The sequence below is a fragment of the Micromonospora gifhornensis genome (genome assembly GCF_016863515.1).
GTDB classification, from domain to species: domain Bacteria; phylum Actinomycetota; class Actinomycetes; order Mycobacteriales; family Micromonosporaceae; genus Micromonospora; species Micromonospora gifhornensis.
This window is the reverse complement of sequence record NZ_BOPA01000017.1, coordinates 1-17,748: the sequence shown is the minus strand read 5'-3', so window position 1 is coordinate 17,748 and position 17,748 is coordinate 1. Positions and strand designations below refer to the sequence as shown.

Genomic DNA, 17,748 nt, shown 5'->3' with positions numbered 1-17,748 from the left:
CTACTTCTGCTGGATGAGCCGGTCGAGGTTCGGCTGCTTGTCGAGCACGCGGTACTTCTGGGCGAGTTCCGCGAGCGTCTGCAGGCTCGTCCGGTCAAGGTCCCAGCCGAACTCGGGCAGCTTCACCGAATCCGCCACCGGCTCCGGCAGTTGCAGGTTGTCCTTGATGGCCTGCCGGACCGCCGTCTCGTTGGCGGAGTCCTGGGCCCACTGGAGCGTCTCCTTCATCGCCGCCGCGAAGTCGTCGACGAGCTTGACGTCTTTCTCCGTACGCTCCTTGGTGGTGATCGTGGTCAGCGTGGTCAGACCCGGCACGACCGCCTGGTAGGGCGCCACGATGAAGGTGTCGCCACGGCTGCGCAGCTGCGTGACGAACGGCTCCGGCACCCAGGCCGCGTCGATGTTGCCGGCCTCCAACTGCGCCGGGGCGTCCGGGAAGGCGACCTCGACGAACTTGATGGTGGACGGGTCCCCGCCGTCCTTCTCGACCGCCGCCATGATCGTCACGTCGCCCGCCGCGCCCAGGCTGTTCACCGCGACCCGGCGACCCGCCAGCTCGGCCGGCCGGGTGATGCCGGACTTCGCCGAGGCCACCACGGCGTTGATGTCGTCACCCTCGGCGTACGAGGAGGCGTAGTTGCCGATCATGACCACGCCGAGGTCCTGGAGGTCGGCCCGGAACGGGCCGAAGGGCTGGCCGATCGCGAAGTCGATGTCGCCGTTGAGCAGTGCCGGAATCGCCTGCGCACCACCCTGGGCGGGCAGCACCTCCACGCTGAGGCCGCGCTTGGCGAAGATGCCCGCCTTGATGCCGCCCCACAGCGCGGCGGTCTCGGTGATGGGCAACGCCGCGACCCGGACCTGGCGCAGGTCGCCGTCGGCCGGGTCGGACGGGGAGGACGCATCGGAATCAGTACATGCGGTGAGGGCGATCGCGGTGGCGGCGATCAGCCCGAGTGCGATGACCTTCTTCATTGACGAGGCCCTTCCTGGGCGGGGGTGGTGGGGTGCGTCAGAAATCGGCGGATGCCACGGATCTGCAGGTGACCTACCACTGTGTGAGAGGTCACGTCGCTGTGTTGGCCATGGTCAGTCACCCGGCACCGGAAGTCAAGAAATTCTGACGCCCGTCATGAATAAGTTGAACAACGACGCCCCCCAGGCCCCGCCCACCCGGCCCTGGCGGCAGTTTCGGGGAAAGTGCTGTCTCGCTGGCTGACGAGGCAGCACCTTCCCCGAAGTTGTACGGACTTCGGCCGTACCCCCTCGCGGACACCGCGCGCTGGGTCAGCGGTTCCTGGACGAGGACAAGCGCACCTGCGCGTACGCCTACCCCACCACGGAGTCACCTTTGGACTACAGTTCACGGTGCTCCATCTCTTGGTGACGCTCACGTCGACGCCGGCAGCCAGCATCGGCATCCTGCAGGGCCTGCTGTATCCGAGCCTGACCCAGCGGCTCCACCGCGTCGAGACGCCTGCCTGACCCCTCCGCGCCAGCAGCAGTGGTGCCCGACCGGAAGTGGAAGATGACTGTTTCTGACAAGCATGACGACCTGAGCTTCGGCATCGACAGCACCGCGACAGAGGTGCTCGCCGGCATCGACCTTTCCGGCAAGGTCGCCATCGTCACCGGCGGCTACTCGGGCCTGGGTCTGGCAACCACCCGTGCGCTCGCCGCCGCCGGCGCCCGGGTCATCGTCCCGGCCCGGCGTACGGACGTCGCGCGGGAGGCGGTCGCGGGGATCGACGGGGTCGAGGTCGACGAGCTCGACCTGGCAGATCTGGACAGCGTGCGGGCGTTCGCCGAGAGGTTCCTCGCCTCGGGCCGCAGCATCGACATCCTGATCAACAACGCGGGGATCATGGCCACCCCGCTGACCCGGGTCGGTCCGGGCTGGGAGGCCCAGTTCGCCACCAACCACCTGGGGCACTACGCCCTGGTCAACCGGCTCTGGCCGGCCCTGACCGCCGACGGCGGCGCGCGCGTCGTCGTGCTGTCCTCCGGCGCCGGGGAGACCCCCCGCATCAACTGGGACGACGTGCACTTCACCGACGGCTACGACAAGTGGGCGGCGTACAGCCAGTCGAAGTCGGCGAACATTCTCTTCGCCGCCGAGCTGGACCGGCTGGGTCGGGCGGCCGGGGTGCAGGCGTTCTCGGTGAACCCCGGCTACATCCTCACGCCGTTGCAGCGCCACCTCTCCAAGGAGGAGATGGTCGGTGCCGGCTGGATCGACGAGGAGGGCACCGCGCTGCTGCCCGAGTTCCGGGCCCCCGAGCAGGGTGCCGCGACCCAGGTCTGGGCCGCGACGTCACCGGCTCTGACGGGTGACGGCGGTGCCTACCTTCAGGCGTGCAAGGTCGCCAAGACCTTCGGCGGCCCCGAGGATCGCGAGGCGGCCGAGCGGCTCTGGGCGCTCTCGGCCGAGTTGACCGGCGTCGACGCCTTCGGCAAGTCGGAGTGACCCGATCCGGTCCGGTGCGGCGCACCGGACCGGTCGACCAGCAGAGGCCCGGGGGCCAGGCAGGATGCCTGGCCCCCGGGTCGGTTCTCAGCTACGTCGACTCCACTGCTGGTTCGTGCCGCCGTTGCACGACCAAAGAATGATCTTCGTGCCGTTGGCGGTGGCGGCACCGTTGGCATCGACACAGAGTCCGGACTGGACGCTGGTGATGGTGCCGTCGGCGTTGACGTTCCACTGCTGGTTGAGCCCGCCGTGACAGTCCCAGATGATGACTGCCGTGCCGTTCGTCGTGCCGTTGCCGAAGGCGTCCAGGCACTTGTTGCCGTACACGGTCAGCTGCTTGCCTGCGGTGTAGGTCCACCGCTGGTGGGTGCCGGCGCCGCAGTCCCAGAGTTGCACCTGGGTGCCGTTGGCGGTGGCCGCGCCGGGCACCTCGATGCAACGGCCCGACTGGCCGCCCACGAGCTGGACGTTCTGCCCGCTGCTGGTGCCCTGCCGCCGCACGATCGACGCGGATTCGGCCGACCGGTTGCCCTGGGCGTCGACGACGTAGAGCCGGTAGTCGCCCGAGGTCGTGGGCACCGCGATGCTTGTGGCGTTGCCGTCCGCCCTGGTCATCGTCGGGCCGACGGTGAAGCTGGTGGTGCCGGAGGGGGCCAGCCAGAGGCTCCTGGCCGCGTCCCCGGTGCTGCGGATCGGAATCGAGGTCACGCCGCTGGCGGCGGTCGTGCTGGCCGGCAGGACGTGGTCCTGCATCGGCACCCCACGGGCCTGGACGACGTCGCGGAACGACTCCTCCGGCCCGGAGTTCACCGCGATCTGGTACGCCGCCGCCGGCCACACGTAGTCGGAGGAGACGATGATGTCGTCGATTGTGCTGTTGGGCAGGTTCTTCTCGGAGACCTTGTTGATCGGGCCGTACGTCCGGGTGATGGTCAGGTCGTGCTTGCGCCCGAAGTTGTCCGAGTTGATCATCCAGGTGATGTTCTTGTCGACGCTCAGGACGTTGTCCCGGAAGGTCATGTACGCCGAGCCTTCGTCCGGGTGGAGCCCGTACTTGTGGCCGGCGGGAACGCCCTGGAGATAGTTGTTGCTGACGACGGTGCCCGGCTGGCTGCCCAACGTGTAGATGGGCGCCGTGTCGCTGAGCCGCTGCACGGTGTCGATGATGTGGTTGTGGCTGATGGTGTTGTTCTTCGCCGTCGTGGTGGGCCGGTTCGGCACGATCGATCCCGATGAGCCGTCGAAGTTCCACCACCCCCAGCCCATGGTGATGCCGGCCCAGGGGGCCTTCTCGATGCGGTTGTGCTGCACGGTGAGGGCATCGACGAAGTAGGCCGCGACCGCGCCGTGTCCGTTGAACAACACCGCGCTGTCATGGATGTAGTTGTTCTTGATCTCGATGTTCCGCGGCGCTCCCTCGACCTGGGGCGAATACTTCTCCCGGTTGCTCGACGTGTGGTCACCGATGTAGACGTGCTGCGGATGACCCACGCTGACCGCGGTACCCGCGACGTCGTTGGTGTAGTTCCCGATCAGCCGGGTGTTGATCACGTCGTTGACCATGTTGATCCCGTCGGCACCGGTGTGCTGGACGCGGTTGCGCTCCAACAGGATCCCGTCGGCGTTCTGCAGGTGGACGATGCCGGGAGTCAGGTCGACGTTGCGGTAGTGGTAGACGTGGAAGTTGCCCCGGGCGTACGCGAAGGCGCTCAGGTTGCCCTGCTGTGCCTGCTTGAACACCGAACCGGCGACGTTCACCAGGTTCCAGTCGGAGTGCTCCACGGTGAGCCCGGAGAACGTGATGTTCCGCGCCCGGTTGCTTGTCGACGTGCCGGCGATCCGCAGCACGGTGGCCACATTGTTCGGCGCGAAGACCGAGGCGGTCGCCATGTTCTCGCTGCTCGCCTTGTAGTAGTAGACAGTCCGGCTGGACTTGTCGAAGTAGAACTCGCCCGGCGCGTCCAGGAACTCGTACGCGTTCATGACCTTGTGGCTGCCGTTGATCTGGGCGTTGCCGTTGAAGGCTCCCTGGGCGATGGCGGCACCGGGCTGCTGGAACAGGGCCACCCGGTTGGATCCGTCGGTGATCACCTGGCGAACCCCCACGATGGCGGTGGTCCAGGTGGTCGCCGTCTCGATCTCGATGTCCTCCTGGTTCGCGGCCACGGCCGGGAAATCCGCCTGGCTGTATCGCGCGCCCGCGCACTGCGAGCCGGATTCCCAGGCCCAGTCGGCCTGTCCCGCGGTGATGGCGTACGACCCGTGACAGCCCGCCGAGTTGATGGTCTTGGCCGCCATGAAGGCCCGTTTGCCGTTGACGTAGAGCGACCGCAGCTTGTTGGCCCGGTCCAGCGGAGCCTTCCAGATGTTGCCGCTGTGCTGGGTCCAGCCGGCGACCTGCACACCGCCCTGAAGCACCGGCGTCTCGCCCGGGTAGGCGGCATAGCTGACCCGGTACCCGTTGGTGCCGGAGTCGCTCGCCCCGAACTCGATCGTGCTGCTGACCGGATACGTTCCGCCCCGCAGGAAGACCTGGATGTCGCCGGTCATGTTCGCATTTATCGCGCGAACGGCGTCCCGGGCGCGCTGCACGGTGCGAAATGGTGCGGCGAGGGTGCCCGCGTTGCTGTCGTTGCCGCCCGGAGCGACGTAGTACGTCGCCTGGGTCGCCGCCGAAGCCGGCGCCTGATCGGCGACCACGGCAGGCAGTACAGCGGAGACGAGCACTCCCACCGCCAGCAGCAGATGTCTTCCGGCCCGAACGAATGATCCCATTGCTGCCCTTCCCACCTTCGTCGACCGGCCGCCGCCTGAGCCATCCATGCGAACCGGGGGTGTTGGTCAGATGTTTTCTGTCTGCCACTTCTGGTTGTCGCCGCCCCAACAGGCCCAGAGCTGGACCTTCAGGGTGGTGGTGTTCACGTCCAGGCAGAGGCCGGACAGTGCGCTGCGGATCGAACCGTCGCCGCCGATCGTCCACCGTTGGTTGTCGCCGCCGTTGCACACGTACGTGCCGACGACGGTGCCGTTTGTCGTCCCCCGGTTGTACGCGTCGAGGCAGCGCTGGCCGCCGAGCGCCGTGAGTTGTCCACCGGCCGTCGCGGTCCAACGTTGGGCTGTGCTGGTGTTGCAGGCGTACACCTGGACCTGGATGTTGGCGGTGGTGCCGCCGGGGATGTCCAGGCACTGCCCGGTGCCGACGTTGCGGAGCCGGCTCACCCGGTCCGGGACGCCGCCGGTCAGGCCCCAGGCGTACCGGAGGCGATCGAGGCCGCTGGCGTTGGGGGTGCTCAGGGTGAGGTTGGTGCCGGTGCCGTGCAGCTTCTGCATGGCGTACCAGTCGTCACCCTGGCCTGCGGTCACCTTGCCGCCCAGGCCCGGCCAGTAGATCGAGCCGATCCGCAACTCCCGCAGCACGTCGGTGGTGGCGCGGAAGTAGCGCACGAAGTTGTCGCTGCTGGCGGCGTCGTGGTAGTTGAGCCCGGTGTCCATGGGCGCGCCGAACTCGTCCATGACGGTACGCCCGGCGCAGGGACCGATCGCGTCCCGCAGAAACGCCACCCACTGGTCGTAGTTCTTCGCACCGCTGAAGAAGGTGTAGTGGTGCAGCGATACGAGCGTCCCGTCGAGCCGGCGGTCGGCACACATCGACCTGATGTCGGTGTTCAGGCCGGCGCCGCTGACGAAGACGCGGTCACGGGGAATCGACGGGCGGGCGTCGAGCCAGTTGACGACCACGTTGGCCCAGTCGGCGGCGGAATGCCCGCCCGGCTCGTTCATCGGCTCGAAGTAGACCAGGTCGTTGCCGCCGTACCGGGCGACCACGGTGTTCCACATGGTGTTGAAGGCGCTCGTGTTGACGATCCGGCCGCCGCTGGCAGCGACCCCGTCGTCCCAGTAGGAGAGGACGACCTTGAAACCCTTCGCCGTCGCGGCGTCGATCGCGCCGGTGTACGAGTTCCACCAGCTCGTACCGACGGTGTAGGTGTTGATCGGCAGCCGGACCGTGTTGGCGCCCAGGTTGTTCTGGAATCCGGTGTAGATGGCGTTGGCCTTGGCCTGGACCGTGGCGTAGCTGTCGGAGCTGCTCAACCCGTGCAGGACCAGCGGTCCGCCGTGGAAGTTGTCTCCCAGCCGGGCCCAGTTGACGCCGCGGAACGCAGTGGTGTCCGCGGCGGCAGGCGAGGCTCCGGCGAGCACGGCGGTCGGCACCGCGCCGAGCGCGACCATGGCGCAGGCGAGTAACCGGGTCAGGTAGCGACTCGAACGGGATCTGACCATTGTCGTTCCCCTCTTCATGGTGCCGACCGTCGTGCCCACTTGTCAGATCAGGCCCTCGACCAGCGTTGGTTGCCGCCGCCGTGGCAGCTCCACACGATCACCGCGCTGCCGTTGGCGGTGGCGGCGCCGTTGACGTCCAGGCACAACCCGGTCTGCGCGCTGCTGATCGTGCCGTTGCTGTTGAAGACCCACTGCTGGTTCACCGCGCCGCTGCAGTCCCAGATCTGCACCCGGGTCCCGGTGCCGGCGTTGCTCGGCACGTCCAGGCACTTGCCCATCACCTGCAACGCCCGCCCGTTCTGGGTGAACTGCTGATTGGCGTTGCTGTGGCAATCCCAGATGATCATTTGTGATCCGTTGGCCGAGCTTGCCCCGTTGACGTCCAGGCATCGACCGGAAGCCTCGTTGCGCAGCCGGTTGCCGGTCGGGTTCGGGTTCGGGTTCGGGTTCGAGCCGCTGTTGAGGGCGTCGAGGACGGCGTTGTACGCGGCCTTCTTGTTGCCCGCGCAGTCGAAGAGCAGGGCGTTGTCGCCGCCACGCCAGGAGTCGCAGTCCCGTACGCCCCAGACGGTGATGCCGGTGCAACGCGAGATCGCCAGGCAGGCGCGGGTGACGGCGCCGTACATGTTGGCCTGGTTTCCGCCCTGGGTGATGTCCAGTTCGGTGATCTCGACGTCCAGGCCCAGATCGGCGAAGCGCTGGAGGTTGGCCTGGTAGTCACCGGGAAGCGTGGTGCCCAGGTGGGACTGGAAGCCCACGCAGTCGATAGGCACGCCGCGGGACTTGAAGTCGCGCACCATGTTGTAGATGCCAGTCGACTTCGCGTTGATCCCGTCGGTGTTGTAGTCGTTGTAGCAGAGCTTGGCGTTCGGGTCGGCGGCCCGGGCGGCACGGAACGCCGCCTCGATCCAGTCGTTGCCGGTGCGCTGCAAATTCGAGTCACGTCGGGCGCCGCTGCCACCGTCGGCGAACGCCTCGTTCACCACGTCCCAGGAGTAGATCTGCCCCCGGAAGTGGCTGGCCACCTGGGTGACGTGGTTGATGGCGGCGTTGCGCAGGTCGCCGCCGGACAGGCCCTGAGCCCAGCCGGGCTGCTGGGCGTGCCACAACAGGGTGTGCCCGCGCACCTTCATGCCCCGCGACCGTGCGTGGCTGACGATGCGGTCACCGGCGCTGTAGTTGAACACGCCGCGCTGCGGCTCGGTCGCGTCCCACTTCATCTCGTTCTCGGCGACCAGGCTGTTGAACTCGCGGTTCAGCACCGTCATGTACGTGTTGTCGTTGAACTTGTAGGTACCGACCGCCGCGCCGAAGTAGCGGCCCTTCTCCGCCGCCGAGGCGCCAAGTGTGGAGGCCGCGCTGGCGGCCGTGACAGGCGCCAGGACCATGCCGGCCGCCAGTGCGGCGGCAGCCAGCGTGCGGAGCGTCGCGGTGATGAGCCGCCTGCGTCGTGGAGAACCACTCGGATGTACCAGATTCATGTGCCAGCACCCTCTCGGAGTCGACTAGTTCCGACGGGTTAGCGCTAACATCACCAGCCGGTTCAGACCGTCCACCGGGGCGACACAGGAGACGAGAGAACGCTAAGCGTCGATGAAGCTGAGATTGCCACAAAGTTTCGGCGCACTCAAGAAGTCCTGCATACTCGACTCAACTTAATCATGATCATCGACATCTGCTGAATGTTGCGCAGCCCTCTCGGCACCTCACGAGCACGGTCGCGCCGGCTGGAGTGAGCGATAACGCAACGATCCTGATCAACGCCTCGACCAGGAACGCTGCGCATGATCTACAACACTTCCCCGCCGGCCGATGAGATTCCGACCGGACCGGTCGTCGTCCAGGGTGGAACGACGATCTCCAGGAGGAAAGCGTGGAGAACAACCTTCAGCGGCGTACCGTGCTCGCCGCGTTGGCGGGCGGGACCGTCGGCCTCGCCGGCACCGCCGCGACGGCATCGCCGGCTGCCGCGGCCGTCACCGACCCGGAACGACTCAAGGGCTACACCCTGCCCCTCAGCGCACGCGGAGTGGCCAACCTGGCCGGCAAACCGCCGTGGCACTACGTCGGGGACGCCGTCGGCGCGGAGTTCTGGACCAGCCCGGAGGCGGCCGCCGCGTCGCTGCCCACCGGCCTCGATCCCGACCCCGTCAACCCCGGCCACGGGTACGGCGTGTTCATCGACTGGCAGTTCAACGGGGGCACCGACGACTACCTGGACCCGCCCTACAGCCAGTACTCCGAGTTCCTGGTGCTGCTCGACGCGTACTGGCGCGGCACCCCGGTGGCCTGGTGCCCGTTCATCTGGGTCGACAACGACTCGTCGCTGGCCCGCGGCTGGGTCCAGGGCTTCCCGAAGAAGCTCGGGGCGATCAAGCAGACCCGGGCGTTCGCGGTCGAGAGCCTGGCCGGTCCGGTCGTCGGCAAGGGTGGCCGCTTCGCCGCCGTGCTCTCCGCGGGCGGCCACCGGCTGGCGGAAACCACAGTCACCCTGGACCGGACCGCCGAGCGACTGCCGGCCCTGACCCGGCCGATCGTCAACCTGCGGCACTTCCCGCAGCTCGCGGCCGGGCAGCACCACCGGCCGCCGGTCCACGAGCTGACCATGTCGGTGCTCGACAGCCTGCGGATGGCGAACACCTGGGTCGGCACCGGCGACCTGCGGTTCCTGCCTGCACCGCGCGAGGAACTCGCCGACCTGGCGCCGCTGCGGGTGGGTGTCGGCTTCCGCGGTTCGCTCTCGTACACCGTCAAGGACCTGCGGATCCTCTGACCCGCACGCCGGCCGGGGTCACGGGGCTCCGGCCGGCGTCCGGCCTCGCGGTGCTTCCCGGTACTACCCGGTCTCGGCCGGAGGGTCTGCGGCTGTCGACGCCGCCGCTGCGGGCTCGTTGAACTGGATCAGGAAGTCGGGTACACCGACGAGTTCGGTCACCTCGACGCTGGGCTTGCCCCGGCCGCTGATGACCACCGTCCCGAAGTCCCCCGGCGTGAACGGCCCACCGGAGTCCAGCGCCGCCCGGACATCCTCGATCTGCTGCTCCGACACCCGCAGATAGCTGTATATCTCCTCACCGGCCATGTTCCGGCCCACGATCAGCATCAGCGCCGCCCTGGACGCTGCGCTGCTGCTCTCGGCCGCGGCTTCCGCCAGGCGCCCCTGATCCTGCTCCCCGGTCACTGGCGACGCCTCGGATCCGCGGCCCGGACGATCGGCAGCCGGCGGCACCAGGGCGACAAGCGGCACCTTGGCCCCGGCGGCGGCAGCGGTCACCGCGCCGAGTCGCTGGGTCAGCGCGGCCGGCAGCTCGATGTTCTCGGTCTGCTGGAGATAGTCGATCTGGTAGCGGACCGGCTGGTCGATCGGCACGTCGCCGGTGAGCCGCAGCGTGACGGGCTCCCCGTTGACGCCTGCGGCAGGAAGCACCACACCGGTGTGGACCGCCTCCGACTCGCGCAACCGCCGGTCCGACTCGATCCAGCCGATGGCCTGTCGGCAGGCATCCGCCAGGGTGCCCAAGCTGCTGATCCGGCCGTCGCGTTCGAGCAGGACGTGCCGGGTGGCGTCCGGACGACGGATCGCGCCGGCCACCGCGGCCAACGCGGTCCGCTGCTCGTCCGGCCCGAACACGCCCTGCTTCGCGAGCGCGGCGAGCATCTGGACGGCGAAGTAGGCCCGGGCGACGAACGGGTCGGCGGTGGCCTGGACGAGTTCCGCCAGGCCCTGCTCGGTGACCCGGTCCAGCCACCGGAACGACCCGAGCACCCGCTCCCCGACCGCGTCGGTGTCCCAGGCCATGTCCAGCAGCGTCCGCAGCGACGGTGCGTCACCGTCGCCGAGGATGGCCAGCAACGCGCCGGCGACGCTACGGGTCACCCACGCGGGCTCGTGCCCGAGCAACGTCAGCAGCAGGGCGGGCAGGTCCCGGGGTTCACCGGCGACCGCCTCCCGCAGCGCTGCCGGTTGTTGCACGGCCACGGCGTACAGCACGGACAGGTAGTCGGCACCAGCCTCCCGGTATGGCCTGTCGGGTGCCTCGATCTGGTTTAGAACCTGCGCGACGACCTGCTCCAGCAGCAGCGCGAGCAACGGGTTCGGGTCGGTGCCCTCCCCCACCGGGGTACCGTGCAGCACGAACCGTGCGGCCCGCCGCAGATCGGCATGCCACTGGTCACCGACCACGAACTGGTCCACGGCCCCGACAAGGCCGCGCAGGACGAGGTCGGGCGCGATCGAGACGTCGTCCTCGATGGTCACCCCGGCACGGGCCAACGCGGTCAACGCGGCGACCGCGATCGGTTCGTGCGGATCGCGGGCGAGCAGCCACAGCTCCGTCACCGCCTCCGCGGCATCCAGCTCCGGCGCCTCCCACCGGGCCCGGTGCAGCAGGAACCCGAGGCCGTCGCAGGCGGCTTCGGCCAGCCCGTCACCGGAGAGCGCCTCGCCGAGCAGCGCGTCGACGGAGAGACCTGTCACCGGCAGGATCAGCCCGAGCAGGCGCAGCGCCTGTGCCGCCGGCCCGTCGCCGCTCTCGTTGACACACCGTCGGGCCGCGCCGGCCGCCCGACGCAGCCGGGTGGCCTCCATCCCGAAGCGGCTCGGCGTCCAGGCCACGGTCTGCAACGCCCACAGGACCTCCATCTGCTCCTCGTCGGGCAGCCGCGGCAACTCGGCGAGCAGCATGTCCAGTACCGGCAGGCGAAGGTGCTGGAGGGCGACGAGGAGCCGGCGCCGGGCAGCCGGTTCCCCGGCGAGCAGGTCCAGCGCCGACCGCAGCACGCCGGGTGCGTCGTGCACGATGTCGGCAAGCGCCCACCACAGGTCGCCGTACAGGTGCGGGTGGCGATCGCGCGCAGCGCAGACCAGCCGTACGAGTTCGACTATCGACTCCGCACCGAGCACGCTGGCCCGCAGTCTCGGTGGCCCCTGCCCGCCTCGGGACACCGAGGCGATGGCGGTGCGGGTGCGCAGCCGGATCCGGTCGTCGCCGCTGCGGAGCAGGTCCGCCAGGCCGGCCACGGCTGGTGGATCCAGTTCGCCGGACTCGATCGCCAGCAGTGTCGCCACACCTGCCAGATCCGCCCGGGGATGCTCGCGCCACCGACGCAGGCGCGCCACCGCAGTGGTGGCGCGGCTGGCGGCCAGCAACTCCACGGCGTCGTCGACCTGCTGCGCGGCGAGCAGCGCGTCGATGCCGGCCACCGCCTCCTTCTCCAGCCGAAGGGCTGTCACACCGGCTGCTGCCCGCGCGCGGAGGGCGGCGAGCGCGGCGGGTCGTCGCTCGGGGTCGGACAGGGCGGACCATGCGGCGCGCTCCGAGGTGAACCGGCCCGCGGTGTCCCGGAGCAGGTCCAGGCCACGTCGGCACAGCATCGCCGTGGTGAGCGCGGCCCAGGCCTGCACCGTGTCCGCGTCCCGGTCGAGCCGGTCGTGGCTGAGCAGCGCACCCGCCGCGTCGCCCCGGGCGATGCTGCGTTGGCGACGGGAGGTCAACACCGTCTCGCACCGTCGGCGCAGGGCCCGCGTCTCGTCGCTCGTCGGCGGCGGCAGGAGAGACAGCACGCGGGCAACCTCGTCCGGTGGCGCATCCCGCAGCGCGACGAGCGCCTCGCGCAACAGTCCCTCTTCGGTGCCCAGGTCGGTCCACCGGGCGGTCCGGGCCAGGGCACTGGCGCGTACGGCGGGGCCATCGATCTGCCGGGCCGCGGTCACCGCCCGCTCCAGCAGCTCGGGGCCCGGTGCGACCAGCCGCTCCCCCACCGCGAGTTCGATGGCCCGCAGCCGCTGATGCGCGTCGGTCAGGCCGCCGAGCGCCTCGTCGAGGACACGCACGGTCCACCGTTCGCCGAGCAGCGCCGCGAGCCGGATCCGGCCGCGAAGCTCGGCGTACGCGGATCGGGACCGTCCGCTCGACCGGTCGAGGCGGGACAGCGCCACCGGGTCAGCCGGTAGCCCGCTACCGGCGAGCGGTGCTTCGCCCACCTGCGGTTCGCCGTCGCCTGTCTCCTCGTGCTGATCGCTGTGCTCCCTCGTGGCCCCGCCGCTGGCAGCGCCGGCCGCCGGGCCGAGGCGTTCGAGGGTGCGCCGGGCGCTGGCTGGGTCGGTGACCAGCACCTCCAGGGCCAGACAGGCCGCCTCGGTGCGGAATCCTTCCGCGATGATCTGCTCGGCGAGCCGATCCAGGCACCAGCACCGCAGGAACCCCCAGCGGGGATGCAGACCCGCGAGCACCGTCAGCGCCTCCGCAAGGTCACCTGCAGGAGGCGAGAGCGGGTCGAGCCGCCAGTCGTCGGTGCCGGCAGCGGCGACGGACGCGGTCCGCGCCACGTCGGCCAGCGCCGAGGCCAGGCCGCCCGCGACGTTGACCATGTCCCGCCCCTTGACGTCGAGGGTGACGGCGACGGCGTACTCCTTGTCGTCGTTCGCCCCGCAGACCGCCAGCGCCAACTCCTCCGACAGAGGCCGGCTCGTCGAGTCGCCGTCAGGCCGCGGAGTGCCGACGCTCCACAGTGCGCGCACCACGTCGGTGAAGGCGTCCCGGAACAGGTCGGTCGCGGCGTCCCCGAACACGTCGCCGGCGAGCCCGGCACCGGCCGCCAGCGGGTTCAGACCGGCGAGCGCGTCGCTGAGCAGCATGTCCGTACGCCCCAGCCGCCACCGCGCCCGCCGCCGAACCGCCTCCGTAATGGCGACGTCTTCCTCGACGAACGGCGCCGTGGCGCCGGCCTGAGCCTCACCGGTGTCCAGCACCAGCCAGGCGGCCAGGGCGTCCCCACGTACCTGCGGATCTGCTCGCCGATCGGTGAGGATGCCGGCGAGCAGATCCGGCAGGTCGTGACCGGGCACGGCCGCCCGCAACCAGGTCAGCAGGTGGTCCGTCAGCGGGCTGTCGATCGCGATCTGTTCCGGGCGGAACGCCACCGGACGCGGGCCACGGGCGGCGATCGCCGGTCGGATGAGGGTGTCGAGCAGGACCGCCGCCCGGTAGCGTTCCGCCGGTCCGCTGGTCGGCGCGGCGAACACCGAGACCGCCTCGTCCTGGCGGCGCAGCCAGTGGATCATGTCGAGGAAGGGGATGCCGCCGTAGAGGCAGAGCAGCACCCGCAGCCAACCGAGGTCACTGCCCACCCGCTCGCGCAGCACCGCTTCAGTCGTCAGGGCAGTCCGCATCTGGTTGCGTACGCCGATCGTGGTGGCGGCACGGATGCCGGCCCGGCGTCGACTGCTGCCTGCGGCGGTCGTCGGCGGCGCGGCCCTGACCATCGTGTCGACCAGGGTCTGTTGTTCCGCATCCAGCCCGGACCGGACCGCCTCAGGGTCACCGCCACCGATCGCGGTCATCCGCCGATGCAGCACGGTGAGCAGTGCCCGGGTCACCTGCCAGCCGTGTTCCGCGCTGTCGCGGTACTGCGCCTCCAGCAGCGCCTGCACCACCGACCGGTCGTCGAGGCGTAACGCGTCGATCAGCCGGGCGGCGGCGGCCGCCATCGCCGGGTCCGGGTCGCGCAGGTGCTCGCAGAGGGCTTCGCAGAGCAGTCGAGGTGCGGTGTCGCCCTGCACGCTTACCGTCCAGCGCAGCAGCGGCTCCAGCATCCGCGCACCGTCCGGGTGCAGCGTGCCAACGGTGCCGGTCAGCTCGGCCTCGGTCTGCACCGCCACCTGGACCAGGGCCCGCAGGTGTTGCCGGCGCAGCCCGGCGATGTCGGCCAGGCTGTGACTGAGCATCTCGGCGGCCAGTCGTCTGCCGGGTCCGGCGAGCAGCTTGTCGAGCACCGACGCGAAGACGTGTTCGGAGACGCGACTGAGCTGCCCGAGGGCGAGCCGGACCGCTTCCAGCCAACGCGGATCGCCGAGGCGCTCGCCGATGGCGGTGACGATCGCGTCCACCGTGCCGGCATCGATCAGCCACCGGCCCGCGAAGTACTCCTGCACGGTCAGGTGCCGAAACCCGTACAGCTCCTGCCCTCGGGCGGTGAGCAGGTCGATGCCGGCGATCACCAGATCCACCTGCTCGGCCGCGACCGGCGGGGCCGGTTCACCGAGCAGTTCCAGCGCCCGCCGGCACAACTGGGTGAGTGTGGCGCGGTCGACGAGCCCACTTCGCGACACGTCGTGCATCTGGTACGCGACCGCAGCCTGAAGCCGGATCAGGGTGTCGACCGGCACGTCGGGAAGACGCAGCCCACCCCGTCGCACCGCATGCTCGACCATGGCGGTGTAGAGATCCACCCGCAACCACCGGTCGCCGCGCACACCGGGACGCCCGGAAAGCCCGGACAACACCACCGAAACCAACGACACCAGCAGGTACGGGTTGGCAGCGAGCTGCCACACGGCGGCGCCCCCGCCGGTGATCAGTTGATCGATCTCGGTCCGACGCTGCGCCTGGGTCAGCTCGGGCACCCGGGCGAGGGCGAAGTAACCGCCGAGCCAGTAGTCGACGACGGCGGCGGCCCCGTCACCGTCGAGCGGGCCGATCAGGAACTGCTCGAACCGGTCGCCGAGCGCGGCGGCGTAGTAGCCCGCGATCCGGCTGGTGATGATGGTCTGGTTCCCGGGGGCCCGGGCGGGATGGTCCAGCCGGACACCCCCGGAGGCGGCGAAGACGTCCAGGGCGGCGGCGACGGACCGACGATCGGCCAGCGAGGGCACTTCGTCGAGACCGTCGACGATCAGCACCAGTCGTCGGCTACGCAACGCGACCCGGGCGAGCCTGGCCAGCTCGTCGGGCGGCAACGGGTCGCCGCTGACCGGGTCGGCCGGGAGCGCACCGGCCCAGCCGAGCTGGATGGCGAGGGCGGCCAGTCCCTCCGCCGACTCCTCGGCACCGGCCAGCCCGACGGCTAGGTCGGCGGCCCGGCAGAGCACCGGCAACCGCCGTACCTCGTCACGTTCACCGTCGTCGGCGAGCTGTCGGTCTGCGGTGTCGTACGCCAGCCTGCGCACCATGCTGCTCTTGCCGCTGCCGGGCTCGCCGAGCACGATCGCCCGCCACACGGTGCCGGCCAGTCGGGCCGGGGACAGTTCCGGCAGCCCGGAAAGGTCGAGCCGGTCGATCGACCGGGTCGGCGACAGGTACGTCGGCAGCGGCCGGTCGGCGAGCACCGAGAACTCGGCCTCGCTGTCCGGCGTCGTACCGCCGTCTCCGTCCACCTGACGGGCCCGGCTACGCAGGTGGTCGAGTTCGGTGATCCGGGTCCGGCCGGACGAACCGTCGCGGACCAGCGGTCCCGGTGGCGGACACTGCGCCAGCGGCATCGTCACCGACACCCCGGCGACGACCGTGTCGATGACGCTGTGCGTCCGGCACACCCACCGCAGGTACGCGTCGCGTACCGGGCCGAGCGCGTCCTCGTCGGCCACCCGGTCCCGGGTGGCGACCGGCTCGGCACGCGGCGTCAAACGGATGGCCCGCACCAGCCGGTCGTCGGCGGCGGCCCGCGACGCCGCGGCCACCTCGCCGACCGGCATCGCGACCATCGGCAGGCCGGCGAGCCGACTGTCGATCGCCTCGGGCCGACTGTCCGGCTGGCCGACCAGCACCACCCCACTGCGGTCCGGATGGCTGTCGAGCCAGTAGGCGACCTGGTCGCGCACCCGACGGTCACGCACCACCGAACTGTCCCGACCCACCACGATGAGCAGCGACGCCTTGTCCATGACGGCGTACACCATTTCCCAGTCATCGGGTTGACTCAGGTGACCGCCGGAGTAGAAGAGTTGCAGGGGCAACGGATCGAGCGCCGCCAGCAGCGACTGCTCGACCCATTCCCGGTCGCTCTCCGGATAACTGACGAAGGCGGTGGTCGATGGTTGCGGAGGTGCTGTCGACAGCGCCACCGTGAGGCGTTCGATGACACCGCTGTTGGCGATGTTCGTGCCGCCCGTGTTGGCCTGCCCGGTGGCGCCCGTGGTGCCGCCGGACAGCTGGCGAAGCACTCCGGCGAGAGCGTCGCCGGTCGGCTGCTGCGGTTGGCTCACGGGTGGCACGTCATCCTGCGGCGGCGTCACCGTTTCAGAAAACCCGGCTCGCAGAGACCGCACAACCATACGTGGCGCGACCATTACTGGCCGAACGGCTTACCCAGCTGGTGAAGTGACAGGCCACGATGGAGACATGTGGGGTAGTCGACGGGCCGCCGGTTGGGTCACCGTCTATGTGCTGGCGGGTGCAATCCTGCTGGCCATCGGCGTGATCTTCCTGGTCGACGAGGGGCTCGAACGCGCGAGTTGGTGGGCCGGCCTGGGAGCGTTCGTGATCACCGTGGTCAGTGCTGCGATCGCCGTGACGCGTACCCGACAGCAGACACCGACCGACGCGGACCCAACACCTCCCGCCGAACAGGACGACCCGCCCCGCATCGACGAGTCCCCTGCACCACTCCCGCAGACCGGCACGGTCGAGCAGCACAACACCGGTGGCATCAACATCGCGAACACCGGCACCATCGGCCAGGTCGACGTCCGAGCGGACGGAGGGTCAACCCGGTGAGATCCTTCATGATCGACTGCCAGTTCGGGACGGCACGCGCGTCATTTCCCCTCTACGTCGGCGAGCCGGCAGTCGGCACCCACCCGATGGAACAACAATCCGCCTGGTTGCAACGCGTACGCGGCGGATCGGTACCGGTAGAGGTGATGGACGCGTTCGAGACGCTGTTCAGGATCGCCCTGGAGAACAACGTCTCCTTCGAGGAACTGTGCGCGTACGCGATGGAACAGGCCACCAGCAACTCGGAAACAACGGACGAGACCGACGCCGCCCCTACCGAGGCTGACAACGACTCCGCAGACACCTGACCCGAACAGACAAGGGGCCGCGGCGCACCAACGCAGTCCTTCTCAATCCTGCCCAAGCCCTGCGCTCTGAAGTCAGTCGACGACCTCGACCGTCCATCACCAGGCGTCCCGATGCGATTCAGCCCCGGCGACCGCCGCTCGCCATCGCCACCGAGGCCTTGATCAGCTTCCCGCAACTCAGCGCATCCTACTCACT

At 69.7% G+C, this 17,748-nt stretch carries 9 protein-coding genes; 4 read left to right on the top strand and 5 right to left on the bottom strand.

The features are described from left to right. Nucleotides 1-975, bottom strand: a complete 975-nt coding sequence (locus Vgi01_RS11450) for an ABC transporter substrate-binding protein (RefSeq protein ID WP_204290992.1) — start codon at nucleotides 973-975, stop codon at nucleotides 1-3. A gap of 553 nt (nucleotides 976-1,528) precedes the next feature. Here Vgi01_RS11450 and Vgi01_RS11445 point away from each other — a divergent pair. After that, a complete protein-coding gene (locus tag Vgi01_RS11445) occupies nucleotides 1,529-2,467 on the top strand; it encodes an oxidoreductase (RefSeq protein ID WP_204290991.1) in 939 nt (312 codons plus the stop codon). A gap of 87 nt (nucleotides 2,468-2,554) precedes the next feature. Here Vgi01_RS11445 and Vgi01_RS11440 read toward each other — a convergent pair whose 3' ends face one another. The 3 genes from Vgi01_RS11440 to Vgi01_RS11430 form a co-directional block, all read right to left on the bottom strand. Further along, nucleotides 2,555-5,245 (bottom strand): RICIN domain-containing protein, encoded by a 2,691-nt coding sequence (locus Vgi01_RS11440; protein ID WP_204290990.1) that lies wholly within the window; start codon nucleotides 5,243-5,245, stop codon nucleotides 2,555-2,557. Between the two features lie 66 nt (nucleotides 5,246-5,311). Beyond that, nucleotides 5,312-6,751 carry a ricin-type beta-trefoil lectin domain protein gene (locus tag Vgi01_RS11435; protein WP_204290989.1) on the bottom strand — a complete coding sequence of 480 codons (1,440 nt, stop codon included), beginning with the start codon at nucleotides 6,749-6,751 and terminating at the stop codon, nucleotides 5,312-5,314. A 47-nt stretch (nucleotides 6,752-6,798) separates the two neighbouring features. After that, nucleotides 6,799-8,232 carry an endo-1,4-beta-xylanase gene (locus tag Vgi01_RS11430; RefSeq protein WP_204290988.1) on the bottom strand — a complete coding sequence of 478 codons (1,434 nt, stop codon included), beginning with the start codon at nucleotides 8,230-8,232 and terminating at the stop codon, nucleotides 6,799-6,801. Nucleotides 8,233-8,624: 392 nt separating this feature from the next. Between Vgi01_RS11430 and Vgi01_RS11425 the strand changes: the two genes are divergently transcribed. Continuing rightward, entirely contained in the window at nucleotides 8,625-9,524 is a 900-nt protein-coding gene (locus Vgi01_RS11425) for an acetoacetate decarboxylase family protein (RefSeq protein ID WP_204290987.1), read from the top strand. A 63-nt stretch (nucleotides 9,525-9,587) separates the two neighbouring features. On the opposite strand, the gene Vgi01_RS11420 is transcribed toward Vgi01_RS11425, so the two are convergent. Further along, nucleotides 9,588-16,733 carry an NACHT domain-containing protein gene (locus Vgi01_RS11420; protein WP_204290986.1) on the bottom strand — a complete coding sequence of 2,382 codons (7,146 nt, stop codon included), beginning with the start codon at nucleotides 16,731-16,733 and terminating at the stop codon, nucleotides 9,588-9,590. 136 nt (nucleotides 16,734-16,869) lie between these two features. Here Vgi01_RS11420 and Vgi01_RS11415 point away from each other — a divergent pair, with 136 nt between their 5' ends. Both Vgi01_RS11415 and Vgi01_RS11410 read left to right on the top strand, forming a co-directional pair. Continuing rightward, nucleotides 16,870-17,244, top strand: coding sequence for a hypothetical protein (locus tag Vgi01_RS11415; protein ID WP_204290985.1), 375 nt, complete (start codon nucleotides 16,870-16,872; stop codon nucleotides 17,242-17,244). Continuing rightward, nucleotides 17,241-17,552, top strand: a complete 312-nt coding sequence (locus Vgi01_RS11410; RefSeq protein ID WP_204290984.1) for a DUF2610 domain-containing protein — start codon at nucleotides 17,241-17,243, stop codon at nucleotides 17,550-17,552. The genes Vgi01_RS11415 and Vgi01_RS11410 overlap by 4 nt, the downstream gene beginning before the upstream one ends. The last annotated feature ends 196 nt before the right edge of the window (nucleotides 17,553-17,748 follow it).